General features: G+C 71.4%; 22 protein-coding genes. 10 read left to right on the forward strand and 12 right to left on the reverse strand.

The window, feature by feature from the left end:
- The first annotated feature begins 79 nt into the window (after positions 1-79).
- On the forward strand, positions 80-538 hold the full coding sequence (mscL, locus tag A4E84_RS16785; protein WP_079128994.1) for a large conductance mechanosensitive channel protein MscL: 459 nt from the start codon (positions 80-82) through the stop codon (positions 536-538).
- 10 nt (positions 539-548) lie between these two features.
- On the opposite strand, the gene A4E84_RS16790 is transcribed toward mscL, so the two are convergent.
- Entirely contained in the window at positions 549-728 is a 180-nt protein-coding gene (locus A4E84_RS16790; protein ID WP_062927368.1) for a hypothetical protein, read from the reverse strand.
- Positions 729-784: 56 nt separating this feature from the next.
- On the opposite strand from A4E84_RS16790, the gene A4E84_RS16795 reads away from it, so the two are divergent.
- From A4E84_RS16795 to A4E84_RS16810, 4 genes are all read left to right on the forward strand, one after another.
- Positions 785-2,017 (forward strand): low temperature requirement protein A, encoded by a 1,233-nt coding sequence (locus A4E84_RS16795; protein ID WP_062927369.1) that lies wholly within the window; start codon positions 785-787, stop codon positions 2,015-2,017.
- Positions 2,018-2,272: 255 nt separating this feature from the next.
- Positions 2,273-3,301 (forward strand): P1 family peptidase, encoded by a 1,029-nt coding sequence (locus tag A4E84_RS16800; RefSeq protein ID WP_062927370.1) that lies wholly within the window; start codon positions 2,273-2,275, stop codon positions 3,299-3,301.
- Positions 3,302-3,466: 165 nt separating this feature from the next.
- Positions 3,467-4,684, forward strand: a complete 1,218-nt coding sequence (locus A4E84_RS16805) for a L,D-transpeptidase (protein ID WP_174569433.1) — start codon at positions 3,467-3,469, stop codon at positions 4,682-4,684.
- Positions 4,685-4,863: 179 nt separating this feature from the next.
- Entirely contained in the window at positions 4,864-5,610 is a 747-nt protein-coding gene (locus A4E84_RS16810) for a DUF6227 family protein (protein ID WP_062927372.1), read from the forward strand.
- 16 nt (positions 5,611-5,626) lie between these two features.
- Here the strand turns inward: A4E84_RS16810 and A4E84_RS42915 are convergent, their stop codons facing one another.
- The 5 genes from A4E84_RS42915 to A4E84_RS16830 all read right to left on the reverse strand — a co-directional run bounded on the left by A4E84_RS42915 (position 5,627) and on the right by A4E84_RS16830 (position 11,521).
- Positions 5,627-5,785: a hypothetical protein gene (locus A4E84_RS42915; RefSeq protein WP_159029583.1), complete on the reverse strand. Its 159-nt coding sequence runs from the start codon at positions 5,783-5,785 to the stop codon at positions 5,627-5,629.
- Positions 5,786-5,902: 117 nt separating this feature from the next.
- The gene (locus A4E84_RS16815) at positions 5,903-7,993 is read right to left on the reverse strand and encodes a PTS fructose transporter subunit IIABC (RefSeq protein WP_062927373.1); all 2,091 of its coding nucleotides are present in this window, start codon (positions 7,991-7,993) and stop codon (positions 5,903-5,905) included.
- A gap of 154 nt (positions 7,994-8,147) precedes the next feature.
- Entirely contained in the window at positions 8,148-9,095 is a 948-nt protein-coding gene (gene pfkB, locus A4E84_RS16820; protein WP_062927374.1) for a 1-phosphofructokinase, read from the reverse strand.
- Positions 9,092-9,853, reverse strand: a complete 762-nt coding sequence (locus A4E84_RS16825; RefSeq protein ID WP_062927375.1) for a DeoR/GlpR family DNA-binding transcription regulator — start codon at positions 9,851-9,853, stop codon at positions 9,092-9,094. Before A4E84_RS16825 ends, pfkB begins: the two co-directional genes overlap by 4 nt.
- A gap of 159 nt (positions 9,854-10,012) precedes the next feature.
- On the reverse strand, positions 10,013-11,521 hold the full coding sequence (locus tag A4E84_RS16830; protein ID WP_062927376.1) for an MFS transporter: 1,509 nt from the start codon (positions 11,519-11,521) through the stop codon (positions 10,013-10,015).
- A 62-nt stretch (positions 11,522-11,583) separates the two neighbouring features.
- Here A4E84_RS16830 and A4E84_RS16835 point away from each other — a divergent pair, with 62 nt between their 5' ends.
- Entirely contained in the window at positions 11,584-12,567 is a 984-nt protein-coding gene (locus tag A4E84_RS16835) for a helix-turn-helix transcriptional regulator (RefSeq protein WP_062927377.1), read from the forward strand.
- A gap of 182 nt (positions 12,568-12,749) precedes the next feature.
- On the opposite strand, the gene A4E84_RS16840 is transcribed toward A4E84_RS16835, so the two are convergent.
- On the reverse strand, positions 12,750-13,463 hold the full coding sequence (locus A4E84_RS16840) for a TetR/AcrR family transcriptional regulator (RefSeq protein WP_237304930.1): 714 nt from the start codon (positions 13,461-13,463) through the stop codon (positions 12,750-12,752).
- Positions 13,464-14,010: 547 nt separating this feature from the next.
- A complete protein-coding gene (locus A4E84_RS16845) occupies positions 14,011-15,009 on the reverse strand; it encodes a sigma-70 family RNA polymerase sigma factor (RefSeq protein WP_062927379.1) in 999 nt (332 codons plus the stop codon).
- Between the two features lie 194 nt (positions 15,010-15,203).
- Between A4E84_RS16845 and A4E84_RS16850 the strand changes: the two genes are divergently transcribed.
- Entirely contained in the window at positions 15,204-15,725 is a 522-nt protein-coding gene (locus A4E84_RS16850) for a GNAT family N-acetyltransferase (RefSeq protein WP_062927380.1), read from the forward strand.
- A 10-nt stretch (positions 15,726-15,735) separates the two neighbouring features.
- On the opposite strand, the gene A4E84_RS16855 is transcribed toward A4E84_RS16850, so the two are convergent.
- A complete protein-coding gene (locus A4E84_RS16855) occupies positions 15,736-16,497 on the reverse strand; it encodes a dioxygenase family protein (RefSeq protein WP_062931477.1) in 762 nt (253 codons plus the stop codon).
- 113 nt (positions 16,498-16,610) lie between these two features.
- On the opposite strand from A4E84_RS16855, the gene A4E84_RS16860 reads away from it, so the two are divergent.
- Positions 16,611-17,153 (forward strand): MarR family winged helix-turn-helix transcriptional regulator, encoded by a 543-nt coding sequence (locus A4E84_RS16860; protein WP_062927381.1) that lies wholly within the window; start codon positions 16,611-16,613, stop codon positions 17,151-17,153.
- 93 nt (positions 17,154-17,246) lie between these two features.
- Here the strand turns inward: A4E84_RS16860 and A4E84_RS16865 are convergent, their stop codons facing one another.
- Positions 17,247-18,788, reverse strand: coding sequence for an MFS transporter (locus A4E84_RS16865; RefSeq protein ID WP_062927382.1), 1,542 nt, complete (start codon positions 18,786-18,788; stop codon positions 17,247-17,249).
- Positions 18,789-19,124: 336 nt separating this feature from the next.
- Positions 19,125-19,769 carry a TetR/AcrR family transcriptional regulator gene (locus A4E84_RS16870; protein ID WP_062931478.1) on the reverse strand — a complete coding sequence of 215 codons (645 nt, stop codon included), beginning with the start codon at positions 19,767-19,769 and terminating at the stop codon, positions 19,125-19,127.
- A gap of 272 nt (positions 19,770-20,041) precedes the next feature.
- Here A4E84_RS16870 and A4E84_RS16875 point away from each other — a divergent pair, with 272 nt between their 5' ends.
- Entirely contained in the window at positions 20,042-21,397 is a 1,356-nt protein-coding gene (locus A4E84_RS16875; protein ID WP_062927383.1) for a M6 family metalloprotease domain-containing protein, read from the forward strand.
- 263 nt (positions 21,398-21,660) lie between these two features.
- Positions 21,661-23,361 carry an IclR family transcriptional regulator domain-containing protein gene (locus A4E84_RS16880; RefSeq protein WP_237304932.1) on the forward strand — a complete coding sequence of 567 codons (1,701 nt, stop codon included), beginning with the start codon at positions 21,661-21,663 and terminating at the stop codon, positions 23,359-23,361.
- 467 nt (positions 23,362-23,828) lie between these two features.
- Here the strand turns inward: A4E84_RS16880 and A4E84_RS16885 are convergent, their stop codons facing one another.
- Positions 23,829-24,758 carry a ribosome-inactivating family protein gene (locus A4E84_RS16885; protein ID WP_062927384.1) on the reverse strand — a complete coding sequence of 310 codons (930 nt, stop codon included), beginning with the start codon at positions 24,756-24,758 and terminating at the stop codon, positions 23,829-23,831.
- Between the last annotated feature and the right edge of the window lie 60 nt (positions 24,759-24,818).

A 24,818-nucleotide genomic window follows, 5' to 3' on the forward strand; every position in this document is an offset into this window, starting at 1 on the left:
CCCAACGGTGACGTAGGTTGCGGAGCGTTTTGTTCCACAAGCGGCTCTACAAGCTGCTCGTACGAGGAGAGGCCCCCAGGTGAGCGAGAAGAAGGAGCCGAGTCTCTGGGAGGGCTTCAAGGCCTTCCTGATGCGCGGGAACGTCGTCGATCTGGCGGTGGCGGTGGTGATCGGTGCCGCCTTCACCAACATCGTCAACGCCGTGGTGAAGGGGATCATCAACCCGGTCGTCGGCGCCATCGGGACCAAGAACCTCGACCACTACAGCTCGTGCCTGAGCTCGACCTGCGAGGGCGAGCAGGGCATCCAGATCCTGTGGGGTTCCGTCCTCGGCGCCGCCCTGAGCTTCGTGATCACCGCGGCGGTCGTCTACTTCCTGATGGTCCTGCCCATGGCGAAGTACCTCGCCCGGCAGGAAGCACGCCGGAAGGCGAAGGAGGGCGCGCATCAGGTCCTCGAGGTCACCGAGCTGGAGGTCCTGAAGGAGATCCGGGACGCCCTGGTCGCCCAGCGCGGCTCGGGGCACGACCGGGAGTAGCGCGACGGCTTCAGAGGTGGTGGGGCGGCTTCTCGTCCAGGAAGCGCTTGAGGTCCGCCGCACTGCCGCCGGAGTCGGTGCGCTCGCCCCAGCCGCTGTCGGTGTCGTCGGAGGACTGCTGGTCGAGCGGGTCGTCGAAGACCAGCGCGGGCTTCGGCTCGCGCGGCTCGGGGCCGGGGACGGTACTCATGCAACCAGGGTACGGTCGCGGAGAAAATCCCCGTGCCTTCTGCTCTGCTGGGACGCATGACGTCCAGCCCCACTCCCCCGCCTGTCCCCTCGCGCCCGCCCGGCACCAGGGGGGCGCTGCGCAGGCTTCGGGCCCGTGGCCGCGACGAGGCGCACCGGTCGGCCTCGCCGCTGGAGCTCTTCTTCGACCTGTGCTTCGTCGTGGCCGTCGCCCAGGCGGGCATCGAGCTGGTGCACTCCGTCGCCGAGGGGCACGCGGGCCAGGGCATCCTCGACTACGCGATGGTGTTCTTCGCCCTGTGGTGGGCGTGGATGAACTTCACCTGGTTCGCCTCGGCGTACGACAACGACGACGCCCTCTACCGGGTCGTCACGCTGGTGCAGATCGCCGGTGTGCTGGTCCTCGCGGCGGGGGTCTCGCGGGCGTTCGAGGACCACGAGTACCTCGTGGTCTGGCTCGGCTACGCGATCATGCGGGTGGCCATGGCGGCGCAGTGGCTGCGGGCGGCCCGCGCCGCCGAGGGCCCGGAGCGCACGACTGCCCTGCGTTACGCCGGCGGCGTGCTGGCGTGCCAGGTCGGCTGGCTGGGGCTGCTGTTCCTGCCCGAGGGGGCCAGGCCCTGGTGGTTCCTGGTGATGGCGCTGCTGGAGATGTGCGTGCCTCCCTTCGCGGAGAGGGACTACTCCACGTCCTGGCACCCCCGCCACATCGCGGAGCGGTACGGGCTGTTCACCATCATCGTGCTCGGCGAGACGATCGCGGCGGCCACGATCGCGGTGAAGTCCGGCATCGACGAGAACGACGCACTGGGCGAGCTCCTCCCCATCGCGGCGGGCGGGCTGCTGGTCATCTTCGCCGCGTGGTGGATCTACTTCGTCGTGCCCATCCACGGCCATCTGCGAACCAACCGTCAGGCGTTCCTGTGGGGCTACGGCCACTACCTGGTCTTCGCCTCGGCGGCGGCGATCGGGGCCGGGCTGGAGGTGGCGGTGGAGCAGACGGTCGGCAAGGCGCACATCTCCACGCTGGCGGCGTCGGCTGCCGTGACGCTGCCCACAGCCCTGTACCTGCTCACGGTGTGGGCCCTGCACTCGCGCCACTTCAAGCGGGGCATCACCCAGCAGCTGGTGCTGCCGACGACGGCCCTGCTGGTGATCTGCTGCACGTTCCTGGGTCACTGGGCGGTGTTCGCGGCGGGAGTGGTCTGCGCGCTGTCGGTGGCGGTCGGAGAGATCCTGGCCACGCGCCTGACCGCACGGGAGAGCGGGCCGGCGACGCGGGCCGGGTGAGGACTTCGCGATCGGGTCCGCAGTCCGGTCCCCGATCGGGCCCGCGGTCCGGTCCCCGATCGGGTCCGCAGTCCGGCCCGCGACCGGGTCCGCGACCGGGTCCGCAGTCCGGCCCGCGATCGTGCCCGCGACCGGGTCCGCGATCGGGTCCGCGATCCGGCCCGTGATCCGGTCCGGGCGTAGGTCAACCGGCTGACGCGACAGCCACCGGCTCGGTACGCCCGCCGGGGCCGGCGGTGGACGAGACTGTGCCCCATGACAGTTGACGCACTGACGGATGTCTCCGGCCTGCGTGTGGGACACGCGACGCGCACCGGCGACGGTTGGCTCACCGGCACCACGGTCGTGCTCGCCCCGGAGGGCGGGGCCGTGGCCGCCGTGGACGTGCGGGGCGGCGGGCCCGGCACCAAGGAGACGGACGCGCTGGATCCGCGCAACGTGGTGTGGAAGGTGGAGGCGGTCGTGCTGACCGGCGGCAGCGCGTACGGGCTCGACGCCGCGTCGGGGGTCATGGCCTGGCTGGAGGAGCGGGGGCGCGGGATCCGCGTCGGGCCGGAAGCGGGGCAGGTCGTGCCGGTGGTGCCCGCCGCCTGCGTCTTCGACCTGGGGCGGGGCGGTGACTTCCGGGCTCGTCCGGACGCGGCGACCGGCCGGGCCGCGGTCGAGGCCGCCGCGGCGAGCGAGCCCGGCGCGCCGGTGCCCCAGGGGTGCGTGGGGGCGGGCACGGGAGCGGTGGCCGGGGTGGTGAAGGGCGGCATCGGCAGCGCGAGCACGGTGCTCGGCTCGGGGATCACGGTGGCCGCGCTGGTCGTGGCCAACGCGGTGGGATCGGCGGTGGATCCGGAAACGGGGGTGCTGTACGGGGAGTTGTTCCAGGGGCGGGTGGAGTACCCGGCGGAGGAGGTGCACGCGCGGGCGCGGCGCCGTCTCGCCGAGGCGGCCGCGAGGAATACGCAGCCCCCGCTCAACACGACGCTCGCGGTGGTCGCCACGGACGCGGACCTGTCCAAGGCGCAGGCACAGAAGCTGGCCGGCACGGCACACGACGGCATCGCCCGTGCGGTGCGCCCGGTGCATCTCCTCAACGACGGGGACACGGTGTTCGCGCTGGCGACGGGTGACCGGGCCCTGGACGCCGCGAACCCGCTCGCCCTGAACGAGATCCTCGCGGCGGGTGCGGACATGGTGACGCACGCGATCGTCCGGGCCGTGCGGGCGGCGCACCCGGTGGACGGTCCGGGCGGGGCGTGGCCGTCGTACGGGGAGCTGTACGGGGCGGGCTGAACGGGCCTGCGGGCACAGCGGATCCACAGCTGAGCCGGAATTTGTCGCGGTTCTGTCACGTGACGGCCCTCATGAGGAACGGACGGAACCCGACCGGCTCCCCGGCCCCTCTTCCCTCACGTACTGGAGCGGATCACGCAACATCACACGAACTGGGAGCAGCCCGTGACAACGCCGAACATTTCAGCGCGGCGCACTCTGGGGGCCTGTGCCGCCCTGATGGTCGGCGCCCTGACGCTCACCGCCTGCGGTGGCAGCGCCAACGCCAAGGACGACGAGAAGGGCGGCAAGGGCGACCCGAAGACGTCCGTCGCGAAGATCGCCATCTCGGCGCAGGACGGGTCGACCGGCGCGTCCATCAACGCGACCGGCGTGAAGGTCAGCGACGGGAAGCTGACCGACGTGAAGATGACGGTGGCGGGCAGCGGCCAGACGGTTGCGGGTTCGGTCTCCGCCGACGGCAAGGTGTGGAAGCCGAAGGAGCAGCTGGAGCGCGGGACGAAGTACCAGATATCGGCGACCGCCCAGGACGCGGACGGCCGGACGGCCGCGGCCAACTCCATCTTCACGACGGTGACGTCGTCGAACAGCTTCATCGGGACGTACACGCCGGACAACGGCACGACGGTCGGCGTGGGCATGCCGGTGTCGTTCACCTTCGACAAGGCCATCACCGACCCGAAGGCCGTGCAGTCGCACATCACGGTCTCCTCCAGCAGCGGGCAGAAGGTCGTCGGGCACTGGTTCAACGGGCAGCGGCTCGACTTCCGGCCCGAGGAGTACTGGAAGGCCGGCTCCAAGGTCACGATGAAGATCGACCTGGACGGGGTCGAGGGCGCGAACGGCGTCTACGGCGTGCAGAAGAAGACGGTCACCTTCACGGTGGGCCGGTCGCAGGTCTCCACGGTCGACGCCGACACCCAGACCATGACGGTCGTCCGGGACGGCAAGACCGTCAAGACGATCCCGATCTCGGCGGGCAGCCCGCAGCACACCACGTACAACGGGCAGATGGTGATCTCCGAGAAGTTCGTCCAGACCAGGATGAACAGCCGGACGGTCGGGCTGGGCGGGGAGTACGACATCCCGGACGTGCCGCACGCGATGCGTCTGACGACTTCGGGCACGTTCATCCACGGCAACTACTGGTACAACAAGGGCAACCCGCCCTTCGGCCGCCAGGGCACCAGCCACGGCTGCGTCGGCCTCGCCGATGTCCAGGGCGCGGGCGGAGCCACGTCGGCCAAGTGGTTCTACGACAACTCCCTCATCGGGGACGTGGTGATCGTGAAGAACTCCCCCGACAAGACGGTGACACCGGACAACGGGCTCAACGGCTGGAACATGGCGTGGAGCCAGTGGGTCGCGGGCAGCGCCTCCTGACCACCTGAAGGACCATCCCAGCTGGGGTTTTTGACGGACCGACCGGGCCGCGCGGGAACTTTTCGCGCGGCCCGCGCGTTTTCCCGGACGTACGTTTTCTCGGTTCCCGGACATGATGTCCGACCGAGGGGCTACCGTATGCACCCACAAGGTGACATGCAGCAACGCCGGGAGAAACCTTGAGCGTTCCGTACGAGACGGCAGCGTACGAACCCCACGACTCGCCCGAGACTCCGGAGGAGCACCTCGCGCGACTCCTCGGCCGCGCCCTGAACTCCTTCGAGCTCCCGGACGAGACGATAAGGCGCCTGGACTGCGCGCTGGCGCACGACGGTTCGCTGCACTCCGCGCACCACAGCGCGGGCCTGCACCGGGAGACGTACCGGCACACGTGGCTGCTCGCCGACGGTTCGGCGCTCACGCTCTGGGAGCTCGTCCACAACACCGCGCCGGGCAGCGAACCGCATCACGAGGTGTATGTCGACGAGGAGGAGCTGCGGGCCGCCACCCTGCGGCTGCCGCTGCCGCCGGACACCCCGGACTTCGAACTGCCGGCGACGGTACAGCTGTCACCGGTCCCCACCCCCCGGCACGCGTACGCCGCGGAGAACTCCGCGGACCACGCGCGCCGTTTACTGCGCCGGGCGGAGAACGCGGACCGGCCGGGCGCGGACACGGCGGCCCTGCTGGCCACCGCGTCGGGGCACCAGATCACCCAGGCCTTCGGCCGCCCGTGCCGGGCGGGCCGGGCGGGCCTGGGCTTCTCGCTGTACGAGCACGCGTTCCTGCTGCGCGACGGCGAGGAGGTCTCCCTCTGGGAGGTCGAGCACACGGCGACGCCGGACGGTCGGCACATGTGCGAGGTGTACGCCAGCGAGGACGCGGCGCGCGAGGCGATGGAGCGGCGGGCGTCGCAACTCTCCTGAGGCAGACCGACGCCTGCTAGACGCCTCTGTCTCCGAGTTGGCTCACCAGCTCGGCGAAGGCGGCTCTCTCCTCGGTGGTCAGCTCCACGAACTCCGACCGGGGGCCCGTCTGCCGCTGTTGCGGGAGGGCGGGGAGCGGGTGGCCTTCGGGCCATCGGGAGACGTGCTCGGGCATGCGCCCCAGTAGACACCACGGCCCGGGACTTCGGTCCCGGGCCGTGACTTTCGTGATCTATCTCGCAGGTGGCATGAACGGTTCACACGCCTCGAAAGGGGCGAACCTCCAGCCGTTTCACGCCGCGACGGGCTGCTTCGTCTCCGCTGCCCGGGCCGCGCCGTCCTCGCCGGAGGCCGGTGCGGCACCCTGGGCCGGCTTGCGCAGGCCCTTGAGGACGATCACCAGGGCCGTCGTGACGCAGACACCCGCGGCGATGGCGATCAGGTAGAGGAAGGCGTTGCCGATCAGCGGGACCACGAAGATGCCGCCGTGCGGGGCGCGCAGGGTGGCACCGAAGGCCATCGACAGGGCGCCGGTGACCGCGCCGCCGGCCATGGAGGCCGGGATGACGCGCAGCGGGTCGGCCGCGGCGAACGGGATCGCGCCCTCGGAGATGAAGGAGGCGCCGAGCACCCAGGCGGCCTTGCCGTTCTCGCGCTCGGTCCGGGTGAAGAGCTTGCCGCGCACGGTCGTCGCCAGGGCCATGGCCAGCGGCGGGACCATGCCGGCCGCCATCACCGCGGCCATGATCTTCATCGCCGAGTCGCTGGGGCTGGCCACCGCGATACCGGCCGTGGCGAAGGTGTAGGCGACCTTGTTGACCGGGCCGCCGAGGTCGAAGCACATCATCAGGCCGAGGAGGGTACCGAGCAGGATCGCGTTGCTGCCGGACAGGCCGTTCAGCCAGTCGGTCATGCCCTTCTGGGCCTCGGCGATGGGCTTGCCGATGACGACGAACATCAGGAACCCGACGATCGCCGAGGAGATCAGCGGGATCACGACCACGGGCATGATGCCGCGCAGCGCCGCCGGGACGTTCACCTTCTGGATCGCCATCACCACGCCACCGGCGATCAGACCGGCCGCCAGGCCGCCGAGGAAGCCGGCGTTGATGTTGAACGCGATCATGCCGCCGACGAAGCCGGGGACGATGCCGGGCCGGTCGGCCATGCCGTAGGCGATGTAGCCGGCCAGGACCGGGACGAGGAAGCCGAAGGCGACGCCGCCGATCTGGAAGAGCAGCGCGGCCCAGCTGTCGGCCTGGGTCCACAGGAAGTGGTCCATCACCGACGGGGCCTTGTTGATCTCGTAGCCGCCGATCGCGAACCCGAGGGCGATGAGCAGACCGCCCGCGGCGACGAACGGCACCATGTAACTGACGCCGGACATCAGCCACTTGCGCAGCTTGGTGCCGTAGCCCTCACCGGAGTCGCCCGCACGGTCCACCGGGGAGGCCGGCGCGGAACCGGAGGTGACCTCGCCGCGCGCGGCCTTCTCGCGGACCTCGGCGATGAGTTCGGCGGGGCGGTTGATGCCGGCCTTCACACCGACGTCGACGGTGGCCTTGCCGGCGAACCGCTCCTTCTCCCGTACGGGCACGTCGTGGGCGAAGATCACGGCGTCCGCCTCCGCGATGACCTGCGGGTCGAGCCGGGTGAAACCGGCCGAGCCCTGGGGCTCGACGGTGAGTTCGACGCCCGCCTCGCGGCCGGCGTTCTCCAGGGACTCGGCCGCCATGTAGGTGTGGGCGATGCCGGTGGGACAGGAGGTGACGGCGACGATGCGGAACGGCCGCTCCTCGCCTCCGGCGGTGCCGCCCGCCGGGGTCGGGTCGACGGCTTCAGCGGCACCGCCGGCTTCGTCGGTGACCGTGGCGGCGGCGGGAGAGGCCGCTCCCGCCGACGCCACGGTGTCTTCGGAACCCGCCGGTGCGGGTGCGTCCGGCTCGTCGCCGCGGATCAGGGCCGCCGCGGCGGAGGCGTCGCCCACCGCGCGCAGGGCGTCGGTGAACTCGCTGTTCATCAGCTGCCGGGCCAGCGACGACAGGATCGTCAGATGGGCGTCGTCCGCACCGGCCGGCGCGGCGATCAGGAAGATCAGGTCGGCGGGGCCGTCCGGGGCTCCGAAGTCGATGCCCGCGGCGCTGCGTCCGAAGGCGAGCGTCGGCTCGGTGACGTGCGCGCTGCGGCAGTGCGGGATGCCGATGCCGCCGTCGAGGCCGGTCGGCATCTGGGCCTCGCGGGCGGCCACATCGGCGAGGAAGCCGTCCAGGTCGGTCACCCGGCCCAGGGCCACCATGCGCTCGGCGAGGGCACGCGCCGCCGCTTCCTTGGTGTCGGCGGACAGGTCGAGATCGACCAGGTCCGCCGTGATCATGTCGCTCATCGCGGGCTCCTTAGCACGCGTATCGCCCGGGTGGGAGAGGTGGGCGGGAGGGGGACGGGGGTGCGGTGGGGGGTGACGGGGGTGGAGGCGGGGCCGGAGAGTAACGGGGAGGAGGCCCGCCGCTCGCGCGTCAGTCCGCGCTGCTCGTCGTACGTCATGACACCGGCTCCTTCAGCACACGGTCCGCCGGGACCTCGGCCGTGACCGTCACCGCCGCCGGGTCCAGGTCGCCCGGCGTCGGCATCACACTGCCGGGCAGCTGGACGGCCGCCGCGCCGTGCGCGACGGCGGAGGCCAGGGCCTCGGGGCCGTTGCCGCCGGCGATCAGGAAACCGGCGAGGGAGGAGTCGCCGGCGCCCACGTTGCTGCGGACGGCGGCCACACGGGCGCTGCCGAACCAGGCGCCCGCGTCGGAGACGAGCAGCTGCCCGTCGGCGCCGAGGCTCGCGAGGACGGCCCGGGCGCCCATCTCGCGCAGTTCCTCGGCGGCCTTGACGGCGTCACCGACGGTGGCGAGGGGACGGCCGACGGCTCCGGCGAGCTCCTCGGCGTTGGGCTTGACCACGTCCGGCCGCTCGCGCAGGGCGGCGAGCAGCGCGGGCCCGGAGGTGTCCAGGGCGATCCGCGCTCCGGCGGCGTGCGCGCGGGCGACCAGCTCGGCGTACCAGGAGGGGGCGAGTCCGCGGGGGAGGCTGCCGCAGCAGGCGATCCAGGAGGCGTCGCGGGACTGCCGGCGCACGGTCTCCAGGAGCAGTTCCCGCTCGGCGCCGGAGAGTTCGGGGCCGGGCGCGTTGATCTTCGTCAGGACGCCGTCGGACTCGGCGAGGGCGATGTTGGAGCGGGTGGCCCCGGCGACCGGGACGGGCGCGACCTCGATGCCCTGCTGGTCGAGCAGATCGGCGACGAGGGCGCCCGGAGCGCCGCCCAGGGGCAGGACCGCCACCGTGCGCTGCCCCGCCGCGGCGACGGCGCGCGAGACGTTCACGCCCTTGCCGCCCGGGTCCATCCGCTCGCCGGTGGCGCGGATGACCTCGCCGCGGTCGAGGGACGGCACCTCGTAGGTGCGGTCCAGGGACGGGTTGGGGGTGACGGTGAGGATCATGCGCGCACTACTTCCGTGCCGCCGCGCTCGATCGCGACGGCGTCTTCGGGGCTCAGCCCGCTGTCGGTGATCAGCAGGTCCACATCGCTCAGGTCGCCGAAGCGGGCGAAGTGCTCCTGGCCGTGCTTGGAGGAGTCGGCGAGCAGCACCACGCGGCGGGCGGCGGCCACGGCCGCGCGCTTGACCGCGGCCTCGGCGAGGTCGGGGGTGGTCAGACCGTGCTCGGCGGAGAAGCCGTTGGCGGCCACGAACAGCACGTCGGCGCGGATCTCGCCGTACGCCCTGAGCGCCCAGGCGTCCACGGCGGCGCGGGTGCGGTGCCGTACGCGCCCTCCGATGAGGTGGAGCTGGATGCCGGGGTGGTCGGCGAGGCGGGCGGCGATGGGGAGGCTGTGCGTGACGACGGTGAGGGAGGCCTCCAGCGGGAGGGCGGCGGCCATCCGGGCCACCGTCGTCCCGGCGTCGAGGATGACCGTGCCCTCACCGGGCAGTTCCGCGAGGGCGGCCTTGGCGATGCCGTCCTTCTGGTCGGCGGCGGTCGTCTCGCGCTCGGCGAGGTCCGGCTCGAAGTCGAGGCGCCCGGCCGGGATGGCCCCGCCGTGCACCCGGCGGACCAGTCCGGCGCGGTCGAGGGCCTTCAGATCCCGGCGAATCGTCTCCGCCGTCACCTGGAACTCCTCGGCCAGCGACACGACATCCACTCGGCCGCCGTCACGGGCGAGCCGGAGGATCTCCTGCTGCCGCTCCGGTGCGTACATGTCCGTTCGCCTCCGCTCATGCCCGAACGTGTGGTTTCAGCGGGAGGCTACGCCGAGATTTCCGCAAAGTAAACAGCTTCGGACCCAATCGGGCATGATCGGAAACACAGGCGGGCCCGACACCGGAGGTGCCGAGCCCGACGCGTTGCGATCGCCGCCCTAGGAGACCAGCACCGGTTCCTTCTCCCCCACCGGCACCTGCTCGCCCTCCACGTGCTGCGCGGGCCGCTTCGGCAGCGCGAACATCAGCAGGAAGATGGCGCCCATCACCGCGGCGACCCAGCAGAGCGCGTTCTGGAAGGCGTCCGCGAAGGCGGGACCGATCTGCTCGGGCCGCAGGTGGTCGGAGATCGTGCCGAAGAACACCACCGACACCAGACCGAGCCCCAGCGCGTTGCCCATCTGCTGCACGGTGTTGATCAGCCCCGACGCCGAACCGGCGTGCTCGCGCGGCACCTCCGAGAGGATCGCGTCGGTCAGCGGCGCGACGATCAGGCCCATGCCCACGCCCATCACGACGAGCGGGAGGGCCATCTGCCAGGGCGCTATGGCGAGGCCGTAGTGCCCGGCCTCCCAGATGTAGAGCAGCACCCCGGCCGCCATCACCAGCGCGCCTGCCTGGAGCACCTTGCGCCCGAAGCGCGGGACCAGCTTCTGCACCGACATCCCGGCCGCCACCGACACGGCGATCGAGAACGGCACCCCGGTCAGCCCGGCCTTCAGCGGACTCCAGCCCAGCCCGAACTGCATGTACAGCGTCCACACCAGGAAGAACACGCCGAGCGCGACCCCGAAGACGGTCTGCACGGCGATCCCGGCCGCGAAGCTCTTGACCTTGAACAGTGACAGCTCGACCAGCGGGGAGCCGTCCCGCGCGGCCTTGCGCCTCTCGTACGCCACCAGAGCCGCGAGGACGACGAGCGACCCGGCCATCGAGACGTACCCCCACACCGGCCAGTCCAGCTCGCGGCCACGGATGAGCGGGTAGAGCAGCATCAGCAGGCCCAGCGTCACGAGCGCGACACCCACCAGGTCCAGCTTCAGGGCGCGCGGCGCCTTGGACTCGCTGATGAAGCGGCTGCCGAGGATCAGGCCGGCGACACCCACCGGCAGGTTGATCAGGAAGATCGACCGCCACTCCCAGCCGAACAGGTTCCACTCGGTCAGCAGCGCGCCCAGCAGCGGACCGGACACGGCCCCGAGGCCGACGACCGCCCCGAACAGGCCGAAGACCTTGCCCCGTTCGTGCGCCGGGAAGGTCGCGTGCACGATCGACAGCACCTGCGGCACCATCAGCGCCGCCATGCCGCCCTGCAGGAACCGCGAGGCGACCAGCATCTCCGGGTTCACCGCGAGACCGCACAGCGCGGAGGCGACCGTGAACCCGCCGATGCCGACGAGGAAGACCCGCTTGCGGCCGTGGATGTCGCCGAGCCGTCCGCCGGTGATCAGCCCGGCGGCGAAGGCGAGGGCGTAACCAGCGGTGATCCACTGGATCTGGCTGAAGGAGGCGCCCGCCTCCCGCTGGATCGAGGGGATCGCGATGTTGACGATCGTCACGTCGACGAGGTCCATGAAGGCCGCGGTCATCACGATCGCGAGGGCGAACCAGCGCCGGCGGTCGGTCCCGCCGCCCGCCGTGCCGAGGGTGGTGTCGGTGGAGTTCATGGTGCGAAGTTAGGCCCCCATTAGGTCAGATGGTGTCCTAGTGGTGCGGCATCCTCTTCGGTATGACGACGGACACTCCGGCTCGGCTGCTGACCCTCCTCTCCCTTCTTCAGACGCCCCGCGAATGGCCCGGCGGCGAGCTCTCCGAGCGGCTCGGGGTCTCCCGTCGCACGGTCCGGCGGGACATCGACCGGCTGCGCGAGCTGGGCTACCCCGTGCAGGCGACCATGGGCGCCGACGGCGGTTACCGGCTGGTCGCCGGCAAGGCCATGCCGCCGCTCGTGCTCGACGACGAGGAGGCCGTGGCCATCGCTGTCGGGCTGCGCGCCGGGGCCGGGCACGCGGTGGAGGGCCTCGACGAGGCGTCGGTGCGGGCGCTGGCCAAGCTGGAGCAGGTCCTGCCGGGCCGGCTGCGCCACCGCGTGACCACCCTCCAGGCCGCTACCACCCCACTGACCAGCGGGGACGGGCCGAGCATCGCGCCCGAGACGCTGACCGTCATGGCCTCGACGGTGGCCGGGCACGAGCGGCTGCGGTTCGCCTACCGGGCCGCAGACGGCACCGAGTCGCGGCGCCTGACGGAGCCGTACCGGCTGGTGTCGACGGGCCGCCGCTGGTACCTCGTGGCGTACGACATCGACCGGGACGACTGGCGCACGTTCCGCGTCGACCGGGTCAGCGAGCCGTTCGCCACGGGGGCCCGGTTCGCACCGCGCGAACTGCCGACGGGAAACGCGGCCGAGTACCTGCGGCGCTCGATGCAACGGCAGCAGCAGTCCTACGACTTCGAGGTCACGTTCGCCGCACCGGCCGACTTCGTCGCCGCCCGGGTGCCCCACTGGCTGGGCACGCCCGAGCCGCTGGACGACGACAGCTGCCGGCTGCGCGGGTCCGCCGGGGACGCCGTGCAGTGGGTGGCGTTCCGGCTGGCGATGCTGGAGTGCGACTTCGTGGTGCACGAACCGGCGGAACTCGTGACGGCCGTCAGGGAGTTGGGGGCGCGGTTGAGCAGGGCGGCCGGCGGGCGGGGCACGGGCGGGGGGTGAGCCCGGGCCGCGTCCCCCACGAGAAGTCCCGCAGAGGGACGCAGGCGGGGCGTGAGCCGCCGCGTCACGGACCCCGCAACAAGTCTCCCGCAGAGCGACACCGGCGGAGCCTGAGCCGCCGCGTCACGGACCCCGCAACAAGTCTCCCGCAGAGCGACACCGGCGGAGCCTGAGCCGCCGCGTCACGGACCCCACGGGAAGTCCCGCAGGGCGGCGAGATTGCGCAGGGCGAGTTCCGCCGGACCGTCCGGACCCCCCACGGGCCCGTCCCCCGCGGCCCAGGCCTCCAACGCGGCACGGACGGCGGCGCTCGCCACGGCGGCGGCGAAGCGCGGCTCAGGGATGATCACGGGTGGCTCACCCGTCGCGGCAACGTTGTCGCCGCCACTGGGCACCCCTGTCGCGCCGGACATCCCGGGTGCGCCTGCACGTGTCACCCGTTCCGCCAGCACCTCCCCCAGCAGCCGCTCGGACGCCTGGCACGTCTCCGCCCACACCCTGCGCAGGGACGGGGTCGCCTCGGCCAGGCGCAGCAGCGTGCGGACCCACTCCCAGGACGCCGCCGAGACGCCGACGCCCGGGGTGAGGGAGTGGCGCACCCCCTGCTCCAGGGCGGCCAGGACCCCGGCGTCGGCGGGAGCGGCGCGCACCGCCTCCACCCAGCGCTGGGCGCCGGCCGCGTAGAGCGGGGCGACGGCCTCCTCCTTGGTGGCGAAGTACCGGTAGAAGGTGCGCGGGGCGATACCGGCGGCCTGGGCGATGTCCTCCGCACGGGTGGCCCGCAGGCCGTGCCGTACGAAGAGGCCGGCCGCCGCCCGGGCGATCTCCATACGTGTCTCGGCCTTCCGCCGCTCGGTCAGCGAGGGCGAAGGCGGGGTCGGGGTGGTGCTGCTCACGCCCGGCAGGCTATGCCCATGTGACACAATCTGCCATCTGGCGGGCCACCCCGTGGTTCAGGTACGGGGTGCCCCGCCCTCCGGAAAGAGAGCCGGGCCCCGGCGTCCGGGGGGAAGGACGCCGAAGCCCGGCTTCGGGGGATGTCCCGGCGCCGGGGGGAGTGCGACGGGACGTGGCTGTCGGGGTCAGGGGGTGTGCCCCGGGCTCGAACTGGTGGACCCAGAAGTCTTGTTCCCTGAGTCCGCCGATTGAAGCGGCGTTACATCGCCATGTTTGCGCGGTCTTTCGCCACCCGGCGTACGCGGTGCCCGCCGGGCGCACACGGTCCGTCACCCACTGGCCGCGGGAAACGAGTCGTACGCCCGGAGGCTCACCGCGTTCACCAGTCTCGCGCGCCACCTGGCGAAGGGGTGTTGCTCCGCCGGTTTCGCGCCACCCGGCGAAGGGGTGTTGCTCCGCCGGTTTCGCGCCGCCCTGCCCAAGGCGTTGTTCCGCCGGTTTCGCGCGCCCGGCGCAGGGGTGTTGCTCACCCGCGCGGGCCGGGCGTCACGCCGCCGCGTCGAACCCGGTGCTGCGAGCCAGCTTCTTCAGCTCCAGCAGCGCGTGCTTCTCGATCTGGCGGATGCGCTCGCGGGTCAGGCCGTGCTCCTTGCCGACCTCGGTCAGCGTGCGCTCCCGGCCGTCCTCGATGCCGTAGCGCATCTTGATGATGGAGGCCGTGCGCTGGTCGAGGCGGCCGATCAGGTCGTCGAGCTCCTCGCTGCGCAGCAGGGTGAGGACCGACTGCTCGGGCGACACCGCCGAGGTGTCCTCCAGGAGGTCGCCGAACTGGGTCTCGCCCTCGTCGTCCACCGACATGTTCAGCGAGACCGGGTCGCGGGCCCAGTCCAGGACGTCGGTGACGCGCTCCGGGTTGGAGCCGAGCTCGGCGGCGATCTCCGCGGGCTCCGGGTCCCGGCCGTGCTCGCGGTTGAACTCGCGCTGCACACGGCGGATCCGGCCGAGCTCCTCCACGAGGTGGACGGGCAGGCGGATCGTACGGGACTGGTCGGCTATGGACCGGGTGATGGCCTGGCGGATCCACCACGTGGCGTACGTGGAGAACTTGAAGCCCTTGCGGTAGTCGAACTTCTCGACCGCGCGCACCAGGCCGGCGTTGCCCTCCTGGATCAGGTCCAGCAGCGGCAGCCCGCTGCGGGGGTAGCGGCGGGCGACCGCGACGACCAGGCGCAGGTTGGAGCGGATGAAGACGTCCTTGGCACGCTCACTCGCGTCGACCAGGGCCTGCAGCTCCTCGGGCGAGGCCCCGGCCTTGTTCTCCTCCAGGCCGTCGAGGATCTGCTGTGCGAACACACCCGCTTCGATGATCTGAGACAGCTCGACCTCCTTGGCGGCGTCGAGCAGCGGTGTGCGCGCTATCTCGTCGAGGTACATGCCGACCAGGTCGCGGTCGGCGATCTCGCCGCCATGGGTGCGAACACTGCTTGCCGCATCGGCCGTCTCGCCGGTGGCGGACTGACGACGGGCGACGGCACGGGTTGCCATGCGAGCTCCCTTGCGATGGTGAGGTCAGCGGGTGGTCCTTCGGACGCTGGACTCCGTCTTCCGGGACTCTCCGGACTCTCCTCGGGTGCCCTGCATCCGATGGAAACAACGACTGGAATCAGGACAGAATTCCCAACCCGGCCTCCGATTTTTCTGATCATGCAGTACCCTGTCCGGCCACGCAGGGAGGCGCGATGCTGTCGGAACGTACAGAGGTGCAGGTCAGGCCGGGAGTCGAGAGGGACCTCGAAGCCCTCACGGCCCTCTACAACCACTATGTACGTGAGACGGCGATCACATTCGACACCGCGGTTTTCACTCCGGAGGAGCGCCGACCTTGGCTGCTCTCCCACCCTGAAGACGGGCCGCACCGCCTGATGGTTGCCACGACGGCGGACCCACAGGAGATTCTGGGCTACTCCACATCAAGCCCTTTCCGAACGAAGCCCGCCTATGCCACCTCCGTGGAGACGACCGTGTACGTCGCTCCGGACGCCGGTCGGCGCGGCGTCGGCACGCTCCTCTACACGGCCCTCTTCGAGGCCCTGTCCGGCGAGGACGTGCACCGCGCCTACGCGGGCATCGCGCTGCCGAACGAGGCATCGGCCCGGCTGCACGAGCGCCTCGGCTTCCGGCACGTCGGCACGTACCGGGAGGTGGGCCGCAAGTTCGGCCGGTACTGGGACGTGGCCTGGTACGAGAAGGAGCTGCCGTAACCGGAGGCGGTCAGCCGAACTGCACCGACCGCTTCGCCAGCCCCATCCAGAACCCGTCGATCACGGACTCCTGCGCGTCCAGCTCGCCTGTCGCGTCGGCCGCGCCCATCGTCACGAAGAGCGGGGCGAAGTGCTCGGTGCGCGGGTGGGCCAGCCGGCCCGCGGGGGACTTGCGGGTGAAGTCGAGCAGGGCGTCCACGTCACGCGCCTCCAGCGCCTGCCGGCCCCAGTCGTCGAACTCCGCCGACCAGGCGGGGATGCCACCCTGCCGCAGCGCGGCCAGGTTGTGCGTGAAGAAGCCCGAGCCGACGATGAGCACGCCCTCGTCCCGCAGGGGGGCGAGCCTGCGGCCGATCTCCATGAGCCGGACCGGGTCGAGCGTCGGCATGGACACCTGGAGCACCGGGAGGTCGGCCTCCGGGTACATCTCGACCAGCGGGACGTACGCGCCGTGGTCGAGGCCGCGGTCGGGGACGTCCTGGACGGGCATGCCGGGGGCGCGCAGCAGCTTGCGTACGGACTCGGCGAGCTCCGGTGCGCCGGGGGCGTCGTACTTCACCCGGTAGTAGTGCTCCGGGAAGCCCCAGAAGTCGTAGACGAGCGGGACGGGCTCGGTGGCGCCGAGGGCGAGCGGGGCCTCCTCCCAGTGGGCGGAGACGATCAGGACGGCCTTGGGACGCGGCAGTCCGGCGGACCAGGCGGCCAGCTCACCGGGCCAGACCGGGTCGTCGGCCAGGGGCGGGGCGCCGTGGCTGAGGTACAGAGCGGGCATGCGCTCCTGGGTGACGGCGGACATGCTGCGGCTCCCTCCAAAACGTGGTTCCCTACAAAACTGTACGGACCATTTGTTTAAAGTTCAAGGAGGAGCCACGTAAAGTGGAACGCATGAAGGCACCCGCATCCGTACCGACACCGGGCTCCGCCCAGGAGCCCCAGGAGCCCCAGGAGCCGCGCTGGCTCACCGACGAGGAGCAGCACGTCTGGCGTTCGTTCATGGAGGGCGTCACCCTCCTCGACGACCATCTCGACCGTCAGCTGCAGCGCGACGCGGGCATGCCGCACGTCTATTACGGCCTTCTGGTCAAGCTGGCCGAGGCGCCGCGGCGACGGCTGCGGATGACCGAGCTCGCGATGCTGGCGAAGATCACCCGGTCCCGGCTCTCGCACGCCGTCGCGCGGCTGGAGAAGAACGGCTGGGTGCGCCGGGAGGACTGCCCCGACGACAAGCGGGGCCAGTTCGCCGTCCTCACGGACGAGGGCTACGACGTGCTGCGCCAAACCGCGCCCGGCCATGTGGAGGCCGTACGCCAGGCGGTCTTCGACCGGCTCACGCCGCAACAGCAGAAGTCCCTCGGCGAGATCATGCGGATCGTCGCCGAGGGACTTCAGCCGGCCGAAGCGGGTGCGGACCTGCCCTGGCTGCGCTGACGCGCGAGCCGGGGCAGGTCCTGGATTCCGCAGGTGCGAGGCGTCCCCTTCCTCGCCCCTACGGGTGGCCCGAAGGGGTGCGGTGCGCGGGTGTCAGTGGGCGACGACCGGAATCTGCACCTCGTCCGCCGCGTCCTCGCCGGAGGACGCCGTCGTCGTACCGCCCGGGCGGCCGGCGTTGACGAAGGTCAGGGCGATCGCGGCGGCCACCACGAGGATGCCGACGGCGAACCAGATGGCGCTGGTGTAACCCTCCACCATGGCCTCCAGCTGGACCAGCTGCTGCTGGGACCGGCTGGTCGCCCCGGCGATGTGGTCGGCGACGTACGCCGTCGTCGCCGAGGCGGCGATGGTGTTCAGCAGGGCGGTGCCGATCGCGCCGCCCACCTGCTGCGAGGTGTTGACCATCGCGGAGGCGACACCGGAGTCCCGCGGCTCGACGCCCTGGGTGGCCAGCGACATGGCCGGCATGAACGCCGTACCCATGCCGAGACCGAGCAGCAGCATCGCCGGCAGCAGCAGAGCGGCGTACGAGGAACCGATCTCCAGCTGGGTCAGCAGCAGCATGCCGAGCGCGGCGACCAGGAAGCCGGGGCCCATCAGCAGGCGCGGCGCGACCCGGGTCATCAGGCGGGTGCCGATCTGGGTGGAGCCGGTGATCATGCCCGCGATCATCGGCAGGAAGGCGAACCCGGTCTTGACCGGCGAGTAGCCCTTCACGATCTGCAGGTAGTAGGTCAGGAAGAGGAACAGGCCGAACATCGCGATGATCGCGAGACCGAGGGAGAGGTAGATCCCGCCGCGGTTGCGCTCGGTGATCACGCGCAGCGGCAGCAGCGGAGCCTTGACCTTGGACTCGACGAACACGAAGGCCGCGAGCAGCACGGCCGACGCGACGAACATGCCGACGGTCACGGAGTCGCTCCAGCCGTCGGACTCGGCGCGGGTGAAGCCGTAGACCAGGGCGACCAGACCGAAGGTGGACAGCAGCACACCGGGGATGTCGAGCGGCGAGCGGTTGCGGCCGCCCTCCGGCTCACGGATGACGAAGTACGCACCGGCCGCGGCGACGATGGCGAACGGGATGTTCACAAAGAACGTCCAGCGCCAGTCCAGGTACTCGGTGAGGAAGCCGCCCAGGATCAGACCGACGGCACCGCCACCACCGGCGATCGCGCCGTAGATGCCGAACGCCTTGGCGCGCTCCTTGGCGTCGGTGAACATCACGGCGAGCAGGGAGAGCGCGGCGGGCGCGAGCAGGGCCCCGAAGACGCCCTGGAGGGCACGGGCGCCGAACATCATCGCCTCGTTGGTGGCCGCGCCGCCGAGCGCGGAGGCCGCGGCGAAACCGCCCAGACCGACGACGAAGGCCTTCTTGCGGCCCCACAGGTCGGCTATCCGGCCACCGAACAGGAGCAGACCGCCGAAGGCGAGCGCGTAGGCCGTGACGACCCACTGCCGGTTGCCGTCGGAGATGCCCAGATCCTGCTGGGCGGAGGGCAGGGCGATGTTCACGATGGTGGCGTCCAGGACGACCATCAGCTGGGCGAGCGCGATGAAGACGAGCGCTTTCCAGCGGCCGGCGTCCGGTTCTCTGGCCGGTGTGCCGAGGGTCTTCGAGGCTGTTTCAGACATGGGGATACCCACTTCGGGACTTCGTGACGGAAAAGAGTGACGAAAGGGACGGCTCGCGCGGGGACGGCCGCTGAGATCTTGGACTGTCGTTCAGGGTCCGGATCGGTGGGGTTCGGACCGGCGGGTTTCAGACTGGTGGGTTTCAGACCGGTGGGATTCAGACCGGTGGGGCGGCCTGAAACTCATCGGGCGGAAGCGATCGGACGAAATCAATCGGACGGGTTCGGACGGATCCGAGCGAGGATGATCGGGCGGAGCCGGTCGAGGTGGATGGATCGAGCTGGATGGATCGGTCAGAACGGATCGGTCAGGACGGATCGGTTCAGGGCGGATCGGTCAGGGCCGGCGCAGGTCCTCCAGGGTCACGGCCGTGCCCGGGAGGGCGGAGCGGGCGGGAGCCCGCAGCCCGTCCAGGAACAGCTGAAGATGGCGGTGGACGAACCGGTCGGCCCGGAAGCAGTCCGTGCCGGCCGGGGGCCGGCTGAGCTGGGCCACGGCGATCATGACGTCCCCCACGTCCACGTCGGACCGGAGCTGCCCGGCCGACCTGGCGCGGTCCATGACCTCCGCGACCAGCCGCTCGACCCGTTCGCGCGCGGCCTCCAGATCCGGGTGGTGCTGGTCGAACGCGCTGGAGATCATCGGGCACAGCGCGCTGATCCGCTCGTCGGCGGCGGCGTGCACGAAGCGCTCCAGCGCCTCGAACGCGTCGCCGGTCTCGGCGAGCGCGGCCTCGGCGGCCGCGGCCGTACGGTCCATGACGGAGCAGACGACCTCGCGGACGAGCGCGTCGCGGTCCGGGAAGTTGCGGTACACCGTGGCGTTGCCGACGCCGGCCCGGCGGGCGATCTCGTCGAGCGGCACCTCGGGGCCGTGCTCGACGAACATCTCCCGGGCGGCGGTGACGATCCGCTCCCGGTTACGCAGGGCGTCGGCGCGGGGCCGGGGCGCCTTGCGCGCTTCGGGGGTGGCGGTCTGCACGGTGGACTCCCGGTGAGTGAGGCGATCCGGGGACTGCATCCCCGTTTCGGTCGGACACATGGCTAAACGGGGAGTGAGTCCCCGGTATTTCCCACTCCCGAGGAAATTGTTTGTGACCTGAGTCACAAACCCCTTCGGCCCTACCGACGGGAAACCCACGATCGGTCTCTTCCAGCGCGCGCCCCTTCACCCCGCGACGCAGGGTGATCGCAAGGGTGCAGCCGGAGACCGGCGGCTGCCGTGGCGCGGGAGGTCCCTTGCAGGTCCCTTGCATGCAGCCGCGGCCACGGCGCCCCCGCCCGGACGGCACGGGGCCGCCCGGCCACCGGATACCCAGGCGCCGGCTGGCCGCCCTGGCGTGCGTGACCGCCCTGACCTTCACGGTCAGCACCTCGGCGGGCACGGGCCGACTCGTCCCGGGCGCCAGTACGGCGGGAGCGGGCCCCATCACCCTGTCCCACACCTCCGCACACGCACCCTGCATGATCCGCGGCGCCCGCGAGGTCCAGATGTCCGAGGGCATCCCCACCTCCACCGGCTACAGCCGCTCCACCGGCACCGTCCGCGCCCTCACCCTCATGATCGACTTCTCCGACGCCCCCGGCGAGGGTGACGCCCAGGACCGCTTCCACGAGTTCTTCCCGCAGACCCGCGACTGGTTCCGCACCAGCTCCTACGGCCGCCTCGACTACCGCCCCGAGACCCCGATACCCGGCTGGCTGCGGATGCCGAAGTCGTTCCGCGCGTACGGCATAGAGCGCGGGGCTCCGTTCGAGCCCGGTTACCGCGCCCTGGTCGAGGACCTGGTCGCCGCGGCCGACCCGAAGGTGGACTTCGGCGCGTACGACCTGCTGAACGTCCTGGTCACACCGAACGCCGGCCCCTCCGCCCTGGACACGGTCCTGTCCGTCACCTTCGCCGGCAACCCGGAGGCACCCAGGGCCGACGGCATACCCGTGGCCAACGCCTCCTTCGTCTACTCCCGCCAGGACGACGGCTCCGGCTCCTACGACCGCACCGGCTACCGCGTCCTCCCCCACGAGAACGGCCACGTCTTCGGCCTGCCCGACCTGTACACCGCGGAGGGTGGGGGCGCGGTGGGCCACTGGGACATCATGAGCGAGGACTGGGGAGCCAACAACGACTTCCTCGGCTGGCACAAATGGAAGCTGGGCTGGCTCGACGCCACCCAGGTCCACTGCGCGGCCTCCCCCGGCAGCACGGAATACACCCTGACGCCCCTGGCCCTCCCTGGCGGCTCCAAGCTGGTCTTCGTCCCCCTGGACAGCAGAACCGGCTACGCCGTCGAACTGCGCACCCGCGCCGGCAACGACGAGGCGGTGTGCCGCCCGGGCGTCCTGATCTACCGGGTCGACGCGGAGGTGGACACGGGCATGGGCCCGGTCACCGTCATCGACTCCCGCCGCGACAGCGGCGGCTGCACGCGCGCGCCGAACGTCCACGCGGAACTGTCGGACGCGCCGTTCACGCCCGGGGAGACGTTCCGTGACGCGGGGAGGGGGATCACGATCGAGGTGACGGGGGTGGGGGCGGGAGAGGCTGGGGCGGCGGAGGCGTCGGGGGTCGGTGCGGAGGGGGGGTACCGGGTGCGGGTGACGAGGGGGTAGGGGGTGGGGGTGGGTGAGGTACGCGCGAAGGGTGAGAGGGGACGTTCACCGCCCGGCCACCCGGCCACGGTTCCGGACTACGTGGGCCTCCCGGCCACCGTTCCGGAGCACGTGGGCCTCCCGGCCCGCCCAGCCCCTCGGCCTCCCGTCCACCGTTTCCGGATTACGGTGGGCCTGCCGCGACCGTCGCGGTCGTCGCGGCCGGAACGCCGTGGCGGCCTGGCGGCTGTCGCGGCCGTAGCGACCGCCGTACCGGAGAACCGATGCCAGCGAAGCCCATGCCCGAGACGACTCCGGAGGAGTCCGCCCCGACGGCCGACGAGGCCGACGAGAAGGGGCCGTCGGCCGAGGGGACTGCTGCCCTCATCGGTTCCGGTACCGGTGGGAGCGTCCCCGCGGAGGCGGTCGCTCCCCTCATCCGCGGCATCGCGGTACTGCGGGAACTGACGGAGGCGAACGGCACGCTGAGCCTGAGCGGCCTGGAACGCGCCACCGGCCTCGCCCGCTCCACGGTCGACCGCATCACGGCCACCCTCGCCCGCATGGGTTACGTCCGCTTCGACGGCCGGGACGTCCACCTGTCCCCCCGCCTGATGGAGCTGGGCAACGCCTACCTGGCGGCCCTGCGCCTCCCCGCTCTGCTCTCCCCGCACGCGGACGCCCTGGCGGACGCACTGGACGAGTCCGTATCCCTCGCGGTCGCCGACCAGGACGGCATCCGCTTCATCCACCAGGCGACCCGCCGCCGCGCGATGTCCCTCAGCTTCCGCATCGGCGACCTGCTCCCTGCCGAACGCACCGCCCCCGGGCCGCTGTTCGCGACGGAGTGGACGGCCGCGGACTGGCAGCGCTGGCGGGACCGCAGGGCGGCGGACCCGAGGGACCTGTCCTTCACGGCCGTACCGCCACGGACCCACAGACCGGACGCGCGGGACGACGACACCTTCGTCCGCCGCACGGAAGAGGCGTCCGCCAACGGCTGGTCCCTGGACGACCAGTTGATCGAGCCGGGCCTGGTGGCGATCTCGGTACCGGTCCGCCTCCCGGGAGCGGACGGCCGGATCGCAAGCGTGGCGAGCGTGGTCAGCCACACGAGCCGCCACACCGCGCACAACCTGCGCACGACCCTCCTCCCGAGGCTGCGGTCCACGGTCGAGGCGATGGAACGCGAACTGCGCGACACCCCGCCCCCCGAGCCCGGCCCACCCCCCGCGGACCTGGCGCTCTGGACGGGCGCGTCCAAGCAGCAACTGGGCCGCGAGTTCATCGAATCCCTGGCCCGGGGACTGACCGTCCTCACGGCCTTCGGCGAGGGCAGGGAGGAGCTGACCCTCACGGAGGTGGCCCGGGCGACGGGCCTGGCCCGGGCGACGGCCCGCCGGGCCCTGATCACCTACGAACACCTGGGTCTGGTGGCCCCGGCCGGCCGCACCTTCACACCGACCCCCCGGGTCCTCTCCCTCGGCTTCCCGCCCCTGTCCCGCACCACCCTGTCCGAGATCGCCCAGCCCCACCTGGCCGACCTGACGTCCCGCATCCACGAGTCGACGTCACTGGCGGTGCTGTCGGACTCCGGCGAGGAGATCCAGCTCACGGCCCGGGTGACCACGGCCCGGGTGATGAGCGTGAACATCACCGTGGGCACGCGCTTGCCGGCGTACGCGACGGCACTGGGCAGGGTCCTCTTGGCCGACACTCGTGATGAAGAGGCCCTGGCCCCGGTCCGCTCCCAGGGATACGCCCTGGTGGACGAGGAGCTGGAAGAGGGCCTCCGCTCGATCGCGGTCCCGATCCGCGACCGGTCGGGCCGGGTGGTGGCGGCCCTGAACACAGCACTCCACGCCAGCCGCCGCACCGCGAGGGAGTGCGTGACGGACCTCCTCCCGGAACTGACGGCGACGGCGACGCGCATCCAGACGGACTTCCACACGGCAGCGCGCTTCACTCACGTTCCGGCGTCGTGACGCCCACCCCGACCCGCGTCCCCGACCTGCCCCGCGTACACCGGCCCCGCCCGCATCCCTGACCTGACCCCCGCACCCGCACCCGCACCCGCACCCGCACCCGCACCCGCCCGATCCGTATTCGGTACGTTGACGCCTGTGGTCCTCCAGACCACAGGCACGCCGCTGCTTGCGTCCGATGCCACTGCCTTCGTGTGGCTTGATCGAAACCCTGAGAGCGCAGGTCAGAGAGGGCGGCCTCTCCGCACTCAGAACGCGCTTCGGGTGCTCTAGGACGCCGTCGGCATCGCCGCAGGTCACAGGCCGTCAGCCGCCCTCCGGCCCACGCCTCTTGGCCGCACAGCGGCGCCACGGTTGAGCCTTCCGCTCCACGCCTGTCGCCAGTGATCGGCAGGTGGCGACTTTCCTTTGGTGCCCCCCGGCGGGATGGGGAAGTGCCCCGCCGGGGGTTGCTCGTCGCGGTGGCCTCAGAGCGTGTGATAGAGGGCCACGGCCAGCTGGGCGTCGATGGCCGACAGCGTCGTGAGGTAGCCGTCCCCGATGCGGAAACGGGGGGCGGCGTGGTTGTGGGTCGCTCTCTCGACGGCCAGGGAGAGGTCGCTCCAGTCCCGCTCGAAGTCCAGGCCCGTCACGTCGATCATGCTTCCGCCCGAGTTCGACCCGTTGCTGCTGATCGACGACGACTCTCCGCTGTAGTAGCTGTGGCCGCCCCTGATCGCCTGGCTGACGCGGTAGGAGATGAAGTCGGTGCGGGCACCTTCCGCGAAGGCCTGGGTGAGGATCAGCAGGGCTCGTGCCTGGTCCCGGCCGGCTGCCGCGTAGTGCGGGTTGCCCAGGTCGCTGATCGAGCCCTGGATGGTGCCCATGGAGATGCCCAGGCTGCCGCGGCCCACTTCTGCGGCGCTCTCCATGGAGTTGTAGTTGATCCAGTTCAGGTTGCGCACCGCGGAGGCCCCGGGGAGGGTCTCGGGCCCGTGGCCCAGCCGGTAGTACGTGTTCGTCTGGTGGTTGCGCCAGCCGACGATGTACAGGTTCTTCGCGTTGAACACCAGGGTGATCTGGCGCCCGTTGCCCACGGCCAGGGTGACCCCGAAGTAGTCGTCCTTCTTCGGGGCGAGAATGATGTTGCCGTAGAGCCGGGTGCCTCTGACCCGTCCGCGGATGTCGTTGATGAGGGCGTCGTACCGGTGGGCGAAATCGCGGTGGACGCCGGTGTCCAATTCGATGCTTATGCCGTCGGTCGGCGTGGTGGCGCTGACCAGCTGGGTCTCCTGCCCGAGCGATGTGTGGTGCGTCTCGGTGAGTCCGCTCACGCTGGTGACGGCCAGGGCTCCGACGAGTGCCGCCGGTACGACGGCCGAGGTACGAAGCCTGCGGAGGACCTGGAATCGGGGCATTGTGCTGTTCTCCCGGTGCTGGGTGTGCCGGATGTCCGGCCTTTCCCCACCGACGTTCGC

The sequence above is a fragment of the Streptomyces qaidamensis genome, assembly GCF_001611795.1.
GTDB classification, from domain to species: domain Bacteria; phylum Actinomycetota; class Actinomycetes; order Streptomycetales; family Streptomycetaceae; genus Streptomyces; species Streptomyces qaidamensis.